At 71.6% G+C, this 17,749-nt stretch carries 13 protein-coding genes and 1 pseudogene; 7 read left to right on the top strand and 7 right to left on the bottom strand.

The window, feature by feature from the left end:
• The first annotated feature begins 1 nt into the window (after position 1).
• Positions 2-1,480: a 3' terminal RNA ribose 2'-O-methyltransferase Hen1 gene (locus tag KVT44_RS04465; RefSeq protein WP_217566172.1), complete on the top strand. Its 1,479-nt coding sequence runs from the start codon at positions 2-4 to the stop codon at positions 1,478-1,480.
• Positions 1,477-4,026: a polynucleotide kinase-phosphatase gene (locus KVT44_RS04460; protein WP_217566171.1), complete on the top strand. Its 2,550-nt coding sequence runs from the start codon at positions 1,477-1,479 to the stop codon at positions 4,024-4,026. The genes KVT44_RS04465 and KVT44_RS04460 overlap by 4 nt, the downstream gene beginning before the upstream one ends.
• Before the next feature lie 80 nt (positions 4,027-4,106).
• On the opposite strand, the gene KVT44_RS04455 is transcribed toward KVT44_RS04460, so the two are convergent.
• A complete protein-coding gene (locus tag KVT44_RS04455; protein WP_217566170.1) occupies positions 4,107-5,000 on the bottom strand; it encodes a hypothetical protein in 894 nt (297 codons plus the stop codon).
• A pseudogene (locus tag KVT44_RS04450) lies at positions 4,997-6,045 on the bottom strand (SPFH domain-containing protein). Before KVT44_RS04450 ends, KVT44_RS04455 begins: the two are co-directional and overlap by 4 nt.
• Positions 6,046-6,212: 167 nt before the next feature.
• Here KVT44_RS04450 and KVT44_RS04445 point away from each other — a divergent pair.
• The 3 genes from KVT44_RS04445 to KVT44_RS04435 all read left to right on the top strand — a co-directional run bounded on the left by KVT44_RS04445 (position 6,213) and on the right by KVT44_RS04435 (position 10,225).
• The gene (locus tag KVT44_RS04445) at positions 6,213-7,442 is read left to right on the top strand and encodes an arginine deiminase (RefSeq protein ID WP_054234041.1); all 1,230 of its coding nucleotides are present in this window, start codon (positions 6,213-6,215) and stop codon (positions 7,440-7,442) included.
• Between the two features lie 165 nt (positions 7,443-7,607).
• The gene (argF, locus tag KVT44_RS04440; RefSeq protein ID WP_190172441.1) at positions 7,608-8,642 is read left to right on the top strand and encodes an ornithine carbamoyltransferase; all 1,035 of its coding nucleotides are present in this window, start codon (positions 7,608-7,610) and stop codon (positions 8,640-8,642) included.
• Positions 8,643-8,755: 113 nt separating this feature from the next.
• A complete protein-coding gene (locus KVT44_RS04435) occupies positions 8,756-10,225 on the top strand; it encodes an amino acid permease (protein ID WP_217566169.1) in 1,470 nt (489 codons plus the stop codon).
• Here the strand turns inward: KVT44_RS04435 and KVT44_RS04430 are convergent.
• A complete protein-coding gene (locus KVT44_RS04430) occupies positions 10,185-10,637 on the bottom strand; it encodes an ATP-binding protein (RefSeq protein ID WP_060897576.1) in 453 nt (150 codons plus the stop codon). The two genes, KVT44_RS04435 and KVT44_RS04430, sit on opposite strands and share 41 nt — an antisense overlap.
• A 345-nt stretch (positions 10,638-10,982) precedes the next feature.
• On the opposite strand from KVT44_RS04430, the gene KVT44_RS04425 reads away from it, so the two are divergent.
• The gene (locus KVT44_RS04425; protein WP_217566168.1) at positions 10,983-11,810 is read left to right on the top strand and encodes an enoyl-CoA hydratase family protein; all 828 of its coding nucleotides are present in this window, start codon (positions 10,983-10,985) and stop codon (positions 11,808-11,810) included.
• A 26-nt stretch (positions 11,811-11,836) separates the two neighbouring features.
• Entirely contained in the window at positions 11,837-14,104 is a 2,268-nt protein-coding gene (locus tag KVT44_RS04420) for a bifunctional salicylyl-CoA 5-hydroxylase/oxidoreductase (RefSeq protein ID WP_217566167.1), read from the top strand.
• Between the two features lie 20 nt (positions 14,105-14,124).
• On the opposite strand, the gene KVT44_RS04415 is transcribed toward KVT44_RS04420, so the two are convergent.
• The 4 genes from KVT44_RS04415 to KVT44_RS04400 all read right to left on the bottom strand — a co-directional run bounded on the left by KVT44_RS04415 (position 14,125) and on the right by KVT44_RS04400 (position 17,739).
• The gene (locus KVT44_RS04415; protein ID WP_217566166.1) at positions 14,125-15,333 is read right to left on the bottom strand and encodes a sulfate adenylyltransferase subunit 1; all 1,209 of its coding nucleotides are present in this window, start codon (positions 15,331-15,333) and stop codon (positions 14,125-14,127) included.
• A gap of 2 nt (positions 15,334-15,335) precedes the next feature.
• Positions 15,336-16,256: a sulfate adenylyltransferase subunit CysD gene (cysD, locus tag KVT44_RS04410; protein ID WP_217566165.1), complete on the bottom strand. Its 921-nt coding sequence runs from the start codon at positions 16,254-16,256 to the stop codon at positions 15,336-15,338.
• The gene (cysC, locus tag KVT44_RS04405) at positions 16,253-16,804 is read right to left on the bottom strand and encodes an adenylyl-sulfate kinase (RefSeq protein WP_099920220.1); all 552 of its coding nucleotides are present in this window, start codon (positions 16,802-16,804) and stop codon (positions 16,253-16,255) included. Before cysC ends, cysD begins: the two co-directional genes overlap by 4 nt.
• A 113-nt stretch (positions 16,805-16,917) precedes the next feature.
• Positions 16,918-17,739 (bottom strand): PaaX family transcriptional regulator C-terminal domain-containing protein, encoded by an 822-nt coding sequence (locus KVT44_RS04400; protein WP_217566164.1) that lies wholly within the window; start codon positions 17,737-17,739, stop codon positions 16,918-16,920.
• Between the last annotated feature and the right edge of the window lie 10 nt (positions 17,740-17,749).

The raw sequence follows: 17,749 nt of genomic DNA, 5'->3' as shown, positions 1-17,749 counted from the left end.
AGTGTTCCTGACGATCAGTACCACCGGTACCCCGGAGCGCCCCGCCACCGACCTCGGATTCCTGCTGCACAAGCATCCCGACAAGGCGCAGGCGTTCTCGACCTCCTACGGCACGGCGCACGTCCTCTACCCCGAGGCGTCCGTCGAGCGGTGCACGGCCGCACTGTTGCTGGAGGTCGACGCGGTGGCACTGGTCCGGCGCGGCAAGGGCAAGGGCCGCGGCGGCGCACCCGACGCCGCGCTCGCGCAGTACGTCAACGACCGCCCGTACGCCGCATCGTCCCTGCTCGCCGTGGCGCTGAGCGCGGTGTTCTCCAGCGCGATGAAGGGCCAGTGCGCCGCGAAGCCGGACCTGCCGGCGCGGCCGCTGCCGCTCCGGATCGAGGTGCCCGCGCTTCCCGCCAGGGGCGGCGCCGACCTCGTACGCAAGCTGTTCGAGCCGCTCGGGTGGACGGTGGCGGTCGAGGCCGTGGCGCTGGACGTCGAGTTCCCCGAATGGGGCGACTCCCGCTATGTACGCCTGGAACTGGACGCGTCGGGTCTGACCGTCGCCGAAGCCCTGCGCCACCTCTACGTCCTGCTTCCGGTGCTCGACGACGCCAAGCACTACTGGGTGTCGGCCGACGAGGTCGACAAGCTGCTGCGGGCGGGCGAGGGCTGGCTGTCGGACCACCCCGAGCAGAAGCTGATCGCCGACCGGTACCTCTCGCGCCGCTGGTCGCTGACGCGGGAGGCGATGGAGCGGCTGGAGCTCGTACGGCTCGCCGAGACCGACGACACCGAGGTCGAGGAGATCGACAACGCGGTCGACGAGGAGGCGGACACGGAGGAGAAGCCGATCCCGCTCGCTGTCCAGCGCCGGGACGCGATCCTCGCCGCGCTGCACGCGTCGGGCGCGGCCCGCGTGCTCGACCTCGGCTGCGGTCAGGGGCAGCTGGTGCAGGCGCTGCTCAAGGACGTGCGGTTCACCGAGATCGTCGGTGTCGATGTGTCGATACGCGCGCTCACCATCGCCTCACGGCGGCTCAAGCTGGACCGGATGGGCGAGCGGCAGGCCGCGCGCGTGCGGCTCTTCCAGGGCTCGCTCGCGTACACCGACAACCGCCTCAAGGGATACGACGCCGCCGTGCTCAGCGAGGTCGTCGAGCACCTCGACCTGCCCCGGCTGCCCGCCCTGGAGTACGCCGTCTTCGGCTCGGCCCGCCCCCGTACGGTCCTGGTGACGACGCCGAACGTCGAGTACAACGTCCGCTGGGAGACCCTCCCGGCCGGCCACTCCCGCCATGGCGACCACCGGTTCGAGTGGACCCGGGAGGAGTTCCGGACCTGGGCCCGCCAGGTGGCAGGGCGGCACGGATACGACGTGGAGTTCGCGCCCGTCGGCCCCGACGACCCGGAGGTCGGTCCGCCGACCCAGATGGCCGTCTTCACCCTCGCCACCGCCACCCCGACCACCACGAAGGAGGAGAAGGCCGCATGACCGGCAACGACACCACCCAGGGGCGCAACCTGCCCGTCACCGACCTCTCCCTCGTCGTCCTGATCGGCGCGTCCGGCTCCGGCAAGTCCACCTTCGCCCGCCGGCACTTCAAGCCGACCGAGGTCATCTCCAGCGACTTCTGCCGCGGCCTGGTCGCCGACGACGAGAACGACCAGAGCGCCAGCGGCGACGCCTTCGACGTCCTCCACTACATCGCGGGCAAGCGGCTCGCGGCCGGCCGGCGCACCGTCGTGGACGCCACGAACGTCCAGCAGGAGAGCCGCCGCCAGCTGATCGAACTCGCCAAGAAGCACGACGTGCTGCCCATCGCGATCGTGCTCGACGTGCCGGAGGAGGTGTGTGCCGAACGCAACGCCTCGCGCACCGACCGCGCCGACATGCCGCGCCGCGTCATCCAGCGCCACATCCGTGAACTGCGCCGTTCGCTGCGGCACTTGGAGCGCGAGGGCTTCCGCAAGGTGCACGTCCTGCGGGGCGTGGCGGAGATCGAGAGCGCCGAGGTGCGGACGGAGAAGCGGTTCAACGACCTGACCCACCTCACCGGCCCCTTCGACATCATCGGTGACATCCACGGCTGCGCCTCGGAGCTGGAGACCCTGCTCGGCAAGCTCGGTTACGTCGACGGCGCGCACCCGGAGGGCCGTACGGCCGTCTTCGTCGGCGACCTCGTCGACCGCGGCCCGGACACGCCCGGAGTTCTGCGCCGCGTGATGTCCATGGTCGCGGCCGGCGACGCGCTGTGCGTGCCGGGCAACCACGAGAACAAGCTCGGCCGCTACCTCAAGGGCCGCAAGGTCCAGCACTCCCACGGACTGGCCGAGACCATCGAGCAGCTGGACGGCGAGAGCGAGGAATTCCACGCGCGGGTGCGGGAGTTCGTCGACGGTCTGGTCAGCCACTACGTCCTGGACGGCGGGCGGCTCGTCGTCTGCCACGCCGGACTGCCCGAGAAGTACCACGGCCGTACGTCGGGCCGGGTGCGCTCGCACGCGCTGTACGGCGACACGACCGGGGAGACGGACGAGTTCGGCCTGCCGGTGCGCTATCCGTGGGCGGAGGACTACCGGGGCCGGGCGGCCGTCGTCTACGGTCACACCCCGGTCCCCACGGCCACCTGGCTGAACAACACCATCTGCCTCGACACCGGTGCCGTGTTCGGCGGCAAGCTCACCGCGCTGCGCTGGCCGGAGCGCGAGCTCGTCGACGTACCGGCCGAGCGGGTCTGGTACGAGCCGACGAAGCCGCTGGCCTCCGAGGCTCCCGGCGGACACGAGGGGCGGCCGCTCGACCTCGCCGACGTGCACGGGCGGCGGGTCGTCGAGACGCGGTACGCCGGGCGGGTGTCGGTGCGGGAGGAGAACGCGGCGGCGGCCCTCGAGGTCATGAGCCGGTTCGCGGTCGACCCGCGCCTGCTGCCCTACCTCCCGCCGACGATGGCGCCCACGGCGACCTCCCAGGTGGAGGGCTACCTCGAACACCCCGCCGAGGCCTTCGCCCAGTACAAGGAGGACGGCGTGGCCCGCGTCGTGTGCGAGGAGAAGCACATGGGGTCGCGGGCGGTGGCGCTGGTCTGCCGGGACGCGGGGGTGGCGCGGGAGCGGTTCGGCGTCGCGGAGGGGCCCACGGGGGCGCTGTACACCCGGACCGGCCGGCCCTTCTTCGACGACTCCGCCGTCACCGAGGAGATCCTCGGGCGACTGCGGGGCGCGGTGACGGCGGCCGGTCTGTGGGAGGAACTGCGGACGGACTGGCTGCTGCTCGACGCCGAGCTGATGCCGTGGTCGCTCAAGGCGTCCGGGTTGCTGCGCAGCCAGTACGCGGCGGTCGGCGCCGCGGCCGGGGCGGCGTTCCCGGGGGTGTTGGCCGCGCTCGAAGGGGCCGCGGAGCGTGGGGTCGACGTCCGGGAGCTGCTCGGCAAGCAGCGGGAGCGGGCCGCCGACGCGGCGTCGTTCACCGAGGCGTACCGGCGGTACTGCTGGCCGACGGAGGGGCTGGAGGGGGTGCGGCTCGCTCCCTTCCAGATCCTCGCGGTCCAGGGCCGCAGTCTCGCCGCGGTGCCGCACGACGAGCAGCTCGCGCTCATCGACCGGCTGGTCGAGCACGACGGGAGTGGGTTGCTGCAGACGACTCGGCGGTTGTTCGTGGACACCGGGGACGCGGAGTCCGTGCGGGGCGGTGTGGACTGGTGGCTGGAGATGACCGGGCGTGGGGGTGAGGGCATGGTCGTCAAGCCGGTCGGGGCGGTGGTGCGGAGCGGGCAGGGGCGTCTTGTCCAGCCCGGCATCAAGTGCCGGGGCCGTGAGTATCTGCGGATCATCTACGGTCCTGAGTACACGCGTCCTGAGAACCTCGCCCGGCTGCGGGGGCGTTTCCTGAACCACAAGCGGTCGCTCGCGCTGCGGGAGTACGCGCTCGGGCTGGAGGCGTTGGATCGGCTGGCGGAGGGGGAGCCGTTGTGGCGGGTGCATGAGGCGGTGTTCGGGGTGCTGGCGCTGGAGTCTGAGCCGGTGGACCCACGTCTGTAGGCGTTCTTCGGCTGCGGGTCGGTGGGGGCTGGGCGCGCACTTCCCCGCGCCCCTAAAAGCCTGGGGTCGTCCGGTGTTTGTCAGCCCACGAGGCGCAGCCTCACCCCCGCCACTCCCACCCGTACCGTCTGCCCCCACACCAGCTCCACCGCGTCGCTCTCCATGCCGTCTCCGAAGGCGATGAGGCGGTCGGACTCGACGGTGAGGGAGAGGCGGGCGGAGGCGGTGAGGGTGCCGGCGACGAGGGACGTGCCGGTGGCCGGCGACGGCCAGGCCTCGCGGACGAACCAGAGAAGGCGTTCCTCCGCGGGGCCGGGCAGCGGCAGCTCACCGCCCCGCTCCTGCCACACCGAGCGGAGCCACCCGCTGGCGCCCGTCCCGGTACCCACCAGGACCCCGGAGGAGGCCTGGGGCTCGACGGCACCCCCGTACTCGTCGAGCCCCAGCCGATAGCGGGCCGTCTGATGGCTCGCGGTTCCGAGATAGATCTCGTTGAGTGCGACCAGCCGCTGCGTGTCGTCCGCGACCGCCTCGACCATGGTCAGCTCGTCGGCCCGGCCCCCGCGCGCCGAGGCGAGCAGCGCGCCCGCGTCGCGCGGCCGGTGCCGCACGAGCACCCCCGGGTTCCGTCCGGGGTCGGTGTCGATCCCCACCACCGGCTGTCCGGTCAGGTACTTGGCCACGTTCGCCACCAGCCCGTCCTGCCCGACCACGACCACCACGTCCTCCGGGGCGAACAGGAAGCGGTCCAGGTCGCCCCGCTCGACGCGCGCCTGACGCCAGGGCAGCGGCACCGCAGAGACCACCTCCGCCAGCGCCTCCCGCGCCCGCCGGTGCCGCTCGGCCACCTCCTCGATGTCGCGCCCTCGGGAGGAGAGGAAGAACGCCGCCTGCCCGTGCGTCCCGTGCCGGGCCACCAACTCCTCGTACTCCGTGGTGCGATGGACGAGGACGACCCGGGGCGCGAGGCTCACTGCTCCGGCCCCCCGGCGGCCCCGTTGCCCAGCCGTGCGAGCAGGCCCGTCAGGACGTCCGGCGACACCGTCACACTGTCGATGCGCGGCAGGTTCTCCGCGAGCCGCGTGCCTGTCAGGGCGTGCAGCGTGGCGACGTCCACGTCTCCGTGGACCCGCAGCCAGGCGGCCTGCGCCACGGCCCGCGCCTCGCCGACCTCCCGCGCGGCCGTGGCCTCGGCCTTGGCGAGCTGTACCACCCGGCTGCCCTCCGCCTCCGCGAGCCGCACGGTCCGCGCCGCCTCCGCCCCGGCCCGCACCGCGTCCGCCGCCGCGTGCTCCTCCGCCTCGCGCCGCCGTTGGTGCCGCGCTGGTCGACCAACTGCTCCTCGCGCCGGGCGAGTTCGATCTGGCTGGCGAGCTCGTTCTCGGCGATCGCCCGCTCCCGCTCGACGGCGACGGCCCGGCGTTCGTACGTCGCCTTGTCCGCCTCCTGCTGGATCTGCTCGCGGGCGGGAGTGCGCAGTGCCCGCTCCACCTCGGGTTCCGGGCGCAGCGCGACGACCCGTACGGCCACCACCTCGATCCCCGTCGCGGGCAGCCGGGGTTCGGCGCCGAGCCCGCCCGCGATCCGCTCCCGTACCGACGCGACGCCGTCCACCAGGGCCGCCGCCAGCGTCGTACGGGCCAGTACGTCCAGCGCGTGCTGCTGGGCCGTCTCGGTCAGCAGCGTGCCCAGCTGTTCGAGGGGCGCGCCGCGCCAGGAGCCGGTGTCGGGGTCGATGGAGAAGTCGAGCCGCGCGGCCGCGACCCCGGGATCGACGATCCGGTAGGTGACGGTCGCCTGCACCGCGACGTCCTGGAAGTCGGACGTGCGGGCGTGGAAGGTCATCGCCAACTCGCGGTCGTCGACCGGGACTTCGGAGAGCGTGGCGGTCAGGGAGCGGTACCAGAAGCTGAGTCCGGGACCGTCGTGGGCCAGCCGGCCCGACCGGTGGTGCCGGACATGGGCGGTGGGCGCCCCGCGCAGATGGCGCCAGCCGAGACGCCGGGTGATGTCGGCCATGGGTACCCCCTCGCCGCCGGGCGATCCCGGCGACCCGCTGTGATGCGCTTTTGTCGTCGCAGTGACGATAACGAAGGGACGCCCTTATCGTCAAGGGGACGAAATCAACTCGCCCGTCTCCCGTCGATCCACGGGTGAACAGGCGTCCGGATGGTCAGGATGGAGGCATGGGATTCCACGTCGACTCCGAGGCCGGGCGGCTGCGCCGCGTCATCCTGCACAGACCCGACCTCGAGCTCAAGAGGCTCACCCCCAGCAACAAGGACGCGCTGCTCTTCGACGACGTGCTGTGGGTGCGCCGGGCCCGGGCGGAGCACGACGGGTTCGCGGACGTGTTGCGCGACCGCGGGGTCACCGTCCATCTCTTCGGCGACCTGCTCACCGAGGCCCTGGAGATCCCGGTGGCCAGATCGCTCGTCCTGGACCGGGTCTTCGACGAGAAGGAGTACGGGCCGCTCGCCACCGACCACCTCCGGGCGGCCTTCGAGACCCTGCCCGCCCCGGAACTGGCGGCCGCGCTGGTCGGCGGGATGACCAAACGGGAGTTCCTGGACGCGCACCCGGAGCCGACCTCCGTGCGCTTCCATGTCATGGACCTCGACGACTTCCTCCTCGGCCCGCTCCCCAATCACCTCTTCACCCGGGACACCTCCGCCTGGATCTACGACGGGGTCTCCATCAACGCCATGCGCTGGCCCGCGCGGCAGCGGGAGACCGTGCACTTCGAGGCGATCTACCGGCACCATCCGCTCTTCCGCGACGAGCACTTCAACCTCTGGTCGGAGGGGCAGGCGGACTACCCGTCCACCATCGAGGGCGGTGACGTGCTCGTCATCGGCAACGGCGCGGTGCTCATCGGCATGAGTGAGCGGACGACGCCGCAGGCCGTCGAGATGCTCGCGCACAAGCTGTTCGCCGCCGGGTCGGCCCGTACGATCGTGGCGCTCGACATGCCCAAGCGGCGGGCCCTCATGCACCTCGACACCGTGATGACGATGGTCGACGGCGACACCTTCACCCAGTACGCGGGGCTCGGCATGCTCCGCTCGTACACCATCGAACCGGGCTCGGGGGACAAGGAGCTGAAGGTCACCGACCATCCGCCGGAGCACATGCACCGGGCGATCGCGGCGGCGCTGGGGTTGAGCGAGATCCGGGTGCTGACCGCGACGCAGGATGTGCACGCGGCGGAGCGGGAGCAGTGGGACGACGGGTGCAATGTCCTCGCGGTGGAGCCTGGGGTCGTCGTCGCTTATGAGCGGAACGTGACCACCAACACGCATCTGCGGAAGCAGGGTATCGAGGTGATCGAGATTCCGGGGAGTGAGCTGGGGCGGGGGCGGGGTGGGCCTCGGTGTATGAGCTGTCCGGTGGAAAGGGCGGCGGTGGGGGTGTGATCTCGGGTGCGGGTGGGTGGGGGCTGGTCGCGCAGTTCCCCGCGCCCCTAGAGGTGCGCTGTCCCCGAGGTCTACGAAGAGGTCCCGTATAGAAATGTGGAGCATCGTATAGACTTCCACTCGCCCCTTTGTTCGTCCCCGTTCTCGCATCCCTGGAGCGCCCCCATGGCGACAGTCCCGACCGCCCTCGCCGGACGCCACTTCCTCAAGGAGTTGGACTTCACCGAGGAGGAGTTTCGCGGTCTGATCGAGCTGGCCGCCGAGCTCAAGGCGGCCAAGAAGGCCGGGGCCGAGACGCAGTACCTGCGGGGCAGGAACATCGCGCTGATCTTCGAGAAGACCTCGACCCGTACGCGCTGCGCGTTCGAGGTCGCCGCCGCGGACCAGGGCGCGTCGACGACGTATCTGGACCCGTCCGGTTCGCAGATAGGCCACAAGGAGTCCGTGAAGGACACCGCGCGTGTGCTCGGCCGGATGTTCGACGCGATCGAGTACCGGGGTGACAGCCAGGCCTCCGTCGAGGAGCTGGCCGCGTACGCCGGAGTGCCCGTCTACAACGGTCTGACCGACGACTGGCACCCCACCCAGATGCTCGCCGACGTGCTCACCATGACCGAGCACTGCGACAAGCCGCTCGGTGAGATCGCCTTCGCCTACCTGGGTGACGCCCGTTTCAACATGGGCAACTCCTACCTGGTCACCGGCGCGCTCCTCGGCATGGACGTCCGGATCGTCGCCCCGGAGGCCTACTGGCCCGCCGAGGAGATCGTCGCCGAGGCCCGCAAGCTCGCCGAGAGCAACGGCGGGCGTATCACCCTCACCGAGCACCTCGGCGAGGGCGTCCACGGCGCCGACTTCGTCGCCACCGACGTCTGGGTCTCGATGGGCGAGCCCAAGGAGGTGTGGGACGAGCGCATCGCCGCGCTGTCCCCGTACGCCGTGACCATGGACGTGCTGCGCGCCACCGGTAACCCGGACGTGAAGTTCCTGCACTGCCTGCCGGCCTTCCACGACCTGGGCACCAAGGTCGGCCGCGAGATCCACGAGACCCACGGCCTCGACTCGCTGGAGGTCACCGACGAGGTGTTCGAGTCGGCGCACTCGGTCGTCTTCGACGAGGCCGAGAACCGGCTGCACACCATCAAGGCGATCATGGTCGCCACCCTGGGCCGACCGGGAATCCCCGAGGTCCTGGCCTGACGGAGGACCCCGCAGGCCTTATCCTGACCGGCGGTCCGGAGCCACCCCTTCCGCGACCGCCGCGCGACCGACCCCCGTCGCACCCCGCACCACCGGAAATGAGCACCACCCGCATGTCCGCTCCACGCATCAAGTCCCCCCAGCTGCTGATGGCCGAATCAGGCGCCGACCGCGAAGGTCATGGCCTCAAGCGGACCATGGGTCTCTTCCAGCTCATCTGCTTCGGCGTCGGCGCGATCGTCGGCACCGGAATCTTCGTCGGACTCTCCGACTCGGTCGCACAGGCCGGACCCGCCGTGGTCGTGTCGTTCATCCTCGCGGCGATCACCTGCGTCTTCACCGCGTTCTCCTTCGCCGAGCTCGGCGGCGCGATCCCGGTCTCCGGATCCTCGTACTCCTTCGCCTACGCGGGACTGGGCGAGGGCACGGCCTTCCTCGTCGGCTGGTGTCTGCTCCTGGAGTACGGCGTCTCCGTGTCGGCCGTGGCGGTCGGCTGGAGCCAGTACGTCAACGAGCTGCTGCACAGCCTCACGGGCGTGCAGCTGCCCGCCGCGCTCTCGGCCGGCCCGTCCGACGGCGGGATCGTCAACCTTCCCGCGGTCGTCGTGATCGCGCTGGCCTCGGTCCTGCTGATCCGCGGAGTGCGCGAGAGCGCCCGGGCGACCGCGGCCATGGCCGTGCTGAAGCTCGTCGTGCTCGTCGCCTTCTGCGCGATCGGGTTCAGCGCCTTCAAGCACGGCAACCTCACGCCGTTCTCCCCGGCCGGGCTCGGCGGGATCGGCGCGGGCACCACGGCGGCCTTCTTCTCGTACATCGGCTTCGACGCGATCACCACCGCCGGCGAGGAGGCCAAGGACCCCCGCCGCAACATCCCGATCGCCATCCTGGTCTGCATCGGTCTGGTCACCCTGCTGTACTGCGCGGTGGCCCTCGCGGCGATCGGCGCCGTCGGCGGCGACGCGGTCGCCGGGCGGCCCGCCGCGCTGTCGTACGTCGTCAACGTGGTCACCGGTTCCACGGTCGGCGCCGGGGTCGTCGCGTTCGGAGCGGTCGTGGCCATCGCCTCGGTCGTGCTCGCGGTGATGTACGGACAGACCCGCATCCTCATGTCCATGTCCCGCGACGGGCTCGTGCCGCGGGTCTTCGAGAAGATCTCGCCGAAGACCTCGACACCGGTCGCGGGAACCCTGATCGTCGCCATCGTCTTCGCCGTCCCGGCGGCCTTCGCCCCGCTCGACGCCGTCGTCAACCTGACGACGATCGGCACGCTCGCCACCATGGCCGCCGTCAATGTCGCGGTGATCGCGCTGCGGCGCCGGCAACCGGGTCTTGCCAGGACGTTCCGGGTGCCGCTCTACCCCGTGGTGCCGCTGCTCGGCATCGGCTTCTGTCTGTACCTGATGTACGAGACGGGCTGGACGACCTGGATCCAGTTCGTGGGCTTCCTGGCGGCCGGCTTCCTCGTGTACGTGCTCTACGGGCGCCGCAACTCCCGGCTGGCAGCGGCTGGAGCCGTTCCCGGAGCCGCTCCCGGCGACGAGGTCACGCCGGACGCCGCTGAGCGGGCACCACAGGCAGTCTGAACCAGACCGCCTTGCCGGAGCCGGTGGGGCGGTGGCCGCAGGAGGAGCTGAGGGTGCGGATCAGGAGGAGGCCGCGCCCGTGCTCCTGCCAGGGATCGGGCTCACCGGGCGGCTCCGGGACCGTGAGGTTGCCGGGCGGCTCCGGGTCCGGGTCGTGCACCTCGACCTGGCAGCCGGTCGGCATCAGCTCCACGACCAGCTCTATGGGACCGTCCCCCGCGGTGTGCTCCACGGCGTTGGCGACCAGCTCCGCGGTGAGCAGTTCCGCGGTGTCGCTGTCGGCCGCGTGCTTCAGCTCGGCCAGCGCGGTGCGGACCAGGGCGCGGGCGACCGGCACGGCCGCGGCGGTGTGCGGCAGCGCGATGCGCCAGGAGGCGGGGGCGGGCGTGTCGTGCAAGGTGGGTCCGTTCATGGAGCAGGCTGTCCTGCTTTCAACGTGAGGAATGGTACGGCGCGGCCGGACGGAGGCGTCGGGCGGGCGCTTTCCAGGACATTCGGTGGGCGCCCTCCCAGGACGTTCGGCTCGGCGTGAGGACCCGTACCCAGCTCAACGCCCCGCCTCCCGCGAGGTGCTCCCGCCGTTACGGGGCTATCGAGAACCCGTGACCCGGTGACGGGAAACGGTCACTTCACGACCGGGTTATTGCGTGGTCGTGACGACAGTCACAGAGTGGTGATAACTTCGTGGAGTAACGACGACCGCTGTCCGGCGCCCTGTGGCGCGGACCGCCGCCCCCGTCCGAGGAGGCCGCCCGTCATGAGTCCCTTCACCGGCTCCGCCGCCCGCACCTCCGACTGGCAGCATCTGAGGTGCGAGGTCGCCGACGGGGTCGCCACGGTCACCCTGGCCCGCCCCGAGAAACTCAACGCCCTCACCTTCGGCGCCTACGCCGACCTGCGCGATCTGCTCGCCGAGCTCTCCCGTGAGCGGTCGGTACGGGCGCTGGTGCTGGCGGGGGAGGGACGCGGCTTCTGCTCCGGCGGCGACGTCGACGAGATCATCGGCGCGACCCTGTCCATGGACACCGCCCAGCTCCTCGACTTCAACCGGATGACCGGGCAGGTCGTGCGGGCCGTACGGGAGTGCCCGTTCCCGGTGATCGCGGCGATGCACGGGGTCGCGGCGGGCGCCGGAGCCGTCCTCGCCCTGGCCGCCGACTTCCGGGTGGCCGACCCGAGCGCCCGGTTCGCCTTCCTCTTCACCCGTGTCGGACTGTCCGGCGGCGACATGGGCGCCGCCTATCTGCTGCCCCGGGTCGTCGGGCTCGGTCACGCGACCCGGCTGCTGATGCTCGGCGAACCGGTGCGCGCGCCCGAGGCCGAGCGGATCGGTTTGATCAGCGAGCTGGCCGACGAGGGCGGCGCGGACGAGGCCGCCCAGCGGCTGGCCCGCCGCCTGGCCGAGGGCCCGGCTCTCGCGTACGCCCAGACCAAGGCCCTGCTCACCGCCGAACTGGACATGCCCCTCGCCGCCTCCGTCGAGCTCGACGCCTCGACCCAGGCCCTCCTGATGACCGGCGAGGACTACGCCGAGTTCCATGCGGCGTTCACGGAGAAGCGCGCGCCGAAGTGGCGGGGGCGATAGCCGTGGCGACGCGGACGTGCGCGTCTGTGCGTGTCGCCGTCATCGGCGGCGGGCCCGGCGGGCTGTACGCCGCCGCGCTGCTCAAGCGCCTCGACCCGGGCCGCGAGGTCACCGTCTGGGAGCGCAACGCCCCCGACGACACCTTCGGCTTCGGTGTCGTGCTCTCCGACGAGACACTCGGCGGAATCGAGCACGCCGACCCGGTCGTGTACGCGGCGCTCCAGGACGAGTTCGTGCGCTGGGACGACATCGACATCGTGCACCGGGGGGTGCGCAACACCTCCGGAGGCCACGGCTTCGCGGCGCTCGGCCGGCGCCGACTCCTGGAGATCCTGCACGAGCGCTGCCGCTCGCTCGGCGTCGAGCTGCGCTTCCGGGCCGAGGCCCCGCCGGTCGCCGAACTGATGACGGCGTACGACCTGGTCGTCGCCGCCGACGGGGTGCACAGCCCGACCCGGGCGGCGTACGCGGAGGTGTTCGGACCGTCGGTCGAGGAGCACCGGTGCCGTTACATCTGGCTCGCCGCCGACTTCGCCTTCGACTCCTTCCGCTTCGAGATCGCGGAGACCGAGCACGGCGTGATGCAGCTGCACGGCTACCCGTACGCGGCCGACGCCTCCACCGTCATCGTCGAGATGCGCGAAGAGGTGTGGCGGGCGGCCGGTTTCGCGGACCTCGACGAGCAGGAGTCCGTCGAGCTCTGCGGCAAGATCTTCACGGACGCGCTCGGCGGGCGGCAGCTGCGGTCCAACAAGTCGGCATGGACCACCTTCCGCACGGTGGTCAACGACCGCTGGTCCCACGGCAACCTGGTCCTCCTCGGCGACGCCGCGCACACCGCCCACTTCTCCATCGGCTCCGGCACCAAGCTCGCCGTCGAGGACGCGCTCGCGCTGGCCGCCTGCCTGGAGGAGCGGCCCACCCTCGACGAGGCACTCGCCGCGTACGAGGAGGAGCGGCGCCCTGTCGTCGCGTCCACCCAGCGGGCCGCGCGGGCCAGCCTGGAGTGGTTCGAGAACCTGGGGCTGTATCTCCACCAGCCCGCCCGCCAGTTCGCCTTCAACCTCCTCACGCGCAGCCGCCGCGTCACGCACGACAACCTGCGGCTGCGGGACGCGCACTTCACGGCGGCGGTCGAGCGCGAGTTCGGCTGCCCGCCCGGCACACCGCCGATGTTCACCCCGTTCCGGCTGCGCGGTCTGACCCTGCGCAACCGGGTCGTGGTCTCACCGATGGACATGTATTCGGCCGTGGACGGCGTCCCCGGCGACTTCCACCTCGTCCACCTGGGCGCACGGGCGCTCGGCGGCGCGGGCCTGGTGATGACCGAGATGGTGTGCGTGAGCGCCGAGGGCCGCATCACACCCGGCTGCGCGGGCCTCTACTCACACCGGCAGGCCGAGTCCTGGCGGCGGATCATCCGCTTCGTGCACGCCCAGTCACCCGGCACCGCGATCGGCGTCCAGCTCGGACACTCCGGCCGCAAGGGCTCCACGAAGCTGATGTGGGAGGGCATGGACGAGCCCCTGGAGGAGGGTAACTGGCCGCTCGTGGCCGCCTCCCCGATCCCGTACGGACCGCGCAACCAGACCCCCCGGCAGCTGTGCCGCGCCCAACTCACCGACATCCGCGAGCAGTTCGCGGCCGCCGCCTGGCGTGCCGCCCGCTGCGGCTTCGACCTCCTCGAACTGCACTGCGCCCACGGCTACCTCCTCTCCGGCTTCCTCTCACCGCTCACCAACCGGCGCACCGACGCCTACGGCGGCTCGCTGGAACGCAGACTGCGCTTCCCGCTGGAGGTCTTCGACGCCGTACGGGCCGTGTGGCCGGAGGAGCGGCCCATGACCGTCCGCATCTCCGCCACCGACTGGGCCGAGGGCGGCAACACCGGGGACGAGGGCGTGGCGATCGCCCGGGCCTTCGCGGCGCACGGCGCCGACGCGGTCGACGTGTCGACCGGGCAGGTGGTCGCCGACGAACAGCCCGAGTACGGCCGCTCGTACCAGACCCCGTTCGCCGACCGGATCCGCCACGAGACCGGCCTCCCCGTGATCGCCGTCGGCGCGATCTCCTCCTGGGACGACGTCAACTCCCTGATCCTGGCCGGGCGTACGGACCTGTGCGCACTCGCCCGGCCGCATCTCTACGACCCGCACTGGACGCTGCACGCGGCGGCCGAGCAGGGGTACGAGGGTCCGGGCGTCGCCTGGCCCAAGCCCTACCGCGCGGGCCGCCGCCGCCCGCAGACCGGACGTATTGACGCCCCCAAGCCCCGGCTTTCGCTGGGGACCTGAGGGCGCGGGAAAGAGCGGTCCTAACGGGAGAGGTCGGCCATGCCCGCCGTCAGTGTCGAGCCGTCCGCCGGGTCGACGAGGAGGAACGCGCCGGTGCGGCGTACGTCCGCGTAGTCGTCGAGCGCGAGCGGCTCGGCGGTGCGCAGGGTGATGCGCCCGAGGTCGTTCGTGGTCAGCTCGTCCGCCCCGCCCAGGTCCTCGACGATCGCCTTCACGGTCCGCGTGGTGTGCTTGACCAGCACCCGGTCGCCGACCCTGAGCGCCCGGTCGGCCAGATGACAGACGGCCGCCCGGACGTCCTGCGTGAGCGCGGGCACGTCCGGCCCGGCGGTGATCATGTCGCCGCGTGAGACATCGCGCTGATCGGCCAGGCGCAGGGTCAGCGACTGCGGCGCGAACGCGAGGCCGGCGTCCCTGCCGAGCACGTCGATGCCGGCGATCTCGGAGGTCTCACCGGAGGGGTGGACGGTGACCCGGTCCCCGACCCGCAGCGTTCCGGACACCAACTGCCCCGCGTAGTGGCGGACCTCGCCGTGCCGGATCACGTACTGGACCGGGAAGCGCGCCGGAGCGGACGTGGGCTCGGAACCCACCGGCACGGTCTCCAGGAACTCCAGGAGCGCCGGACCCTCGTACCAGTCCATGCGCGCCGAACGCTCCACCACGTTGTCCCCGCACAGCGCCGAGACCGGGATCGGTGTGAAGCCGGGCAGGTCCAGCTCGGCGGCGTGGCCCGCGAAGTCCTCGACGATCCGCTCGAAGTCCTTCTGCTCGTAGCCGACGAGGTCCATCTTGTTGACGGCGAGGACCACGTGCGGGACGCGCAGCAGCGCGGCGACGGCGGCGTGGCGGTGGGTCTGCTCGACCACCCCGTGCCGCGCGTCGACCAGGATGATCGCCAGGTCGGCCGTGGAGGCGCCGGTGACCATGTTCCGGGTGTACTGCACATGCCCGGGGGTGTCGGCGAGGATGAACCGGCGGCGCGCCGTCGCGAAGTAGCGGTAGGCGACGTCGATGGTGATGCCCTGCTCGCGCTCGGCGCGCAGGCCGTCGGTGAGGAGGGCGAGGTCGGGGGTGTCCTGGCCCCGGCTCGCCGAGACGCGCTCCACGGCTTCCAACTGGTCCGTCAGGACCGACTTGGAGTCGTGCAGCAGTCGTCCGACCAGCGTGGACTTGCCGTCGTCGACGGAACCGGCGGTCGCGAAGCGCAGTGTGTCGATGGTCGTCATGTCTAGAAGTACCCCTCGCGCTTGCGGTCTTCCATCGCGGCCTCGGACATCTTGTCGTCGGCGCGGGTGGCGCCCCGCTCGGTGAGCCGGGAGGCGGCGATCTCGGCGATCACGGCGTCCAGCGTGGTCGCGTCGGAGTCGACGGCGCCGGTGCAGGACATGTCGCCGACGGTCCGGTAGCGGACGAGCCGCTTCTCCACGACCTCGTTCTCGCGCGGCCCGCCCCACTCGCCGCCGGTCAGCCACATCCCGGCGCGCCGGAACACCTCACGGCGGTGCGCGAAGTAGATGTCGGGCAGTTCGATGCCTTCGCGGGCGATGTACTGCCAGACGTCCAGTTCGGTCCAGTTGGAGAGGGGGAAGACGCGGACGTGTTCGCCGGGTGCGTGGCGGCCGTTGTAGAGCTGCCACAGTTCGGGGCGCTGGCGGCGGGGGTCCCACTGGGAGAACTCGTCGCGCAGGGAGAAGACGCGTTCTTTCGCGCGGGCCTTTTCCTCGTCGCGGCGTCCGCCGCCGAAGACGGCGTCGAAGCGTTCGGACTGGATCTTCTCGGTGAGGGGCACGGTCTGCAGGGGGTTGCGGGTGCCGTCGGGGCGTTCGCGCAGGACTCCGCGGTCGATGTAGTCCTGTACGCAGGCGATGTGCAGCCGAAGTCCGTGCTTTTCCACGGTCCGGTCGCGGTATTCGAGGACTTCGGGGAAGTTGTGTCCGGTGTCGACGTGCAGCAGGGTGAAGGGGATCGTGGCGGGGGCGAAGGCCTTCAGGGCGAGGTGCAGCATGACGATGGAGTCCTTGCCGCCGGAGAAGAGGATCACCGGCCGTTCGAACTCGCCCGCGACCTCACGGAAGATGTGGACGGCCTCGGACTCCAGGGCGTCCAGGTGCGAGAGCGTGAAGGTCTGTTCGACCGTCGCGGAGGTCATACGAGCCCCCTCGCCGCGAGCACCGCGCGTACCGAGTCCGCGGACTCCTCCGGGGTCTGCAGATGCGTCTCCAGCGTGAGCGCCGGGTCCAGCGGTGGCTCGTAGGGGTCGTCGACGCCGGTGAGCCCGGTCAGCCGGCCCGCGGCCTGCCGGGCGTACAGCCCCTTCACGTCGCGCTCGCTGCACACCTCGACAGGGGTGGCGACATGCACCTCGATGTACGGCGTCCCGCTCGCCTCGTGCCGCTCCCGGACGGCGTCGCGGCTGTCGGCGTACGGCGCGATGACGGGCACCACGGCGAGGACACCGTTGCGCGCGAGCACCTCGGCGACCAGGCCGATGCGCTGCACGTTGGTGTTGCGGTCCTCGCGCGAGAAGCCGAGACCCGCGGAGAGGAACCGGCGGACCTCGTCGCCGTCGAGGACCTCCACCCGGTGCCCCTCCGCCTTCAGACGGGTCCCGAGTATCCGGGCGATGGTCGTCTTGCCCGCGCTCGGCAGGCCCGTGAGCCAGACGGTGGCTCCCTGAGCCCTTGCCGTGGTGGTCATACGTGCGGTCCTCTTCCTGTCCTGGCGTACGGCTCACGACGCTAGGTAAGAAACATGAGAAGAGGGACGGAAGAGGCTGAGGGTTCCCTTAGCGCCTCATGATGTGACCGAGGTCACACATCGGTGGGTTCGGTGAAGCTCGCCCCCGTGTCCCGCAGCCGCTCGTGCAGCGCCCGGAACACGGCGGCCGAGCGGGCGCCCGGCCAGTCCTCGGGCAGCAGCGCGGCGGGCAGCCCCGGGTCGGCGTACGGGAGGTGGCGCCAGGTGTCCAGGGCGAGCAGATAGTCGCGGTACGCCTCCTCGGGCGGGGTGTCCGCGCGCCGCCGCCAGTCGCGCAGCACGGTCGCGTGCTGGTCGAGGAAGGCCTCGTGCTGCTTGGCGATCGCCGCCAGGTCCCACCAGCGCGCGACCGCGTCCGCCGTCGCCGCGAAGCCCAGGTGCTCCCCGCGGAACAGCTCCACGTAAGGGTCGAGCCGCAGCCGCGCCAGGGTGTGCCGGGTCTCCTCGTAGAGCCGCGCGGGGGCGAGCCAGACGCCGGGGGCCGCCGTCCCGAAGCCGAGACCGGCGAGGCGTGAGCGCAGTACGTGCCGCTTCTGCCGCTCGGACTCCGGCACGGAGAAGACGGCGAGCACCCAGCCCTCGTCCTCGGGGGGCGCCGTCGCGTACACCCGCCGGTCGCCGTCCTCCAGCAGTTGGCGGGCGTCCGGCGACAGCGCGTACCCCGCGCCGCCCGCCGCCGTACGGGCCGGTTCGAGCAGTCCGCGGCGCTTGAGCCGGGACACCGACGAGCGTACGGAGGGCGCGTCGACGCCGACCGCGGCGAGGAGCCGGATCAACTCGGCCACCGGCACGGGGCCGGGCATGAAACGGCCGTACGCGCCGTAGAACGTGACGATGAGGGACCGGGGGGCGTGCTGCTCTGACACGTTGATCACTCTAGTGCGC

It is taken from the genome of Streptomyces sp. GbtcB7 (assembly GCF_019091445.1).
Taxonomy (GTDB): Bacteria; Actinomycetota; Actinomycetes; order Streptomycetales; family Streptomycetaceae; genus Streptomyces; species Streptomyces mirabilis.
Note: the sequence above shows the minus strand (reverse complement) of the source record. Positions and strands in the feature narration are given on the sequence as shown.

Bases quoted from the DNA above. Each gene is read 5' to 3' on its own strand.
- KVT44_RS04460 (WP_217566171.1), top strand. From the start codon at position 1,477: ATGACCGGCAACGACACCACCCAGGGGCGCAACCTGCCCGTCACCGAC.
- KVT44_RS04445 (WP_054234041.1), top strand. From the start codon at position 6,213: ATGGGATTCCACGTCGACTCCGAGGCCGGGCGGCTGCGCCGCGTCATC.
- argF (WP_190172441.1), top strand. From the start codon at position 7,608: ATGGCGACAGTCCCGACCGCCCTCGCCGGACGCCACTTCCTCAAGGAG.
- KVT44_RS04435 (WP_217566169.1), top strand. From the start codon at position 8,756: ATGTCCGCTCCACGCATCAAGTCCCCCCAGCTGCTGATGGCCGAATCA.
- KVT44_RS04430 (WP_060897576.1), bottom strand. From the start codon at position 10,637: ATGAACGGACCCACCTTGCACGACACGCCCGCCCCCGCCTCCTGGCGC.
- KVT44_RS04425 (WP_217566168.1), top strand. From the start codon at position 10,983: ATGAGTCCCTTCACCGGCTCCGCCGCCCGCACCTCCGACTGGCAGCAT.
- KVT44_RS04415 (WP_217566166.1), bottom strand. From the start codon at position 15,333: ATGACGACCATCGACACACTGCGCTTCGCGACCGCCGGTTCCGTCGAC.
- cysD (WP_217566165.1), bottom strand. From the start codon at position 16,256: ATGACCTCCGCGACGGTCGAACAGACCTTCACGCTCTCGCACCTGGAC.
- cysC (WP_099920220.1), bottom strand. From the start codon at position 16,804: ATGACCACCACGGCAAGGGCTCAGGGAGCCACCGTCTGGCTCACGGGC.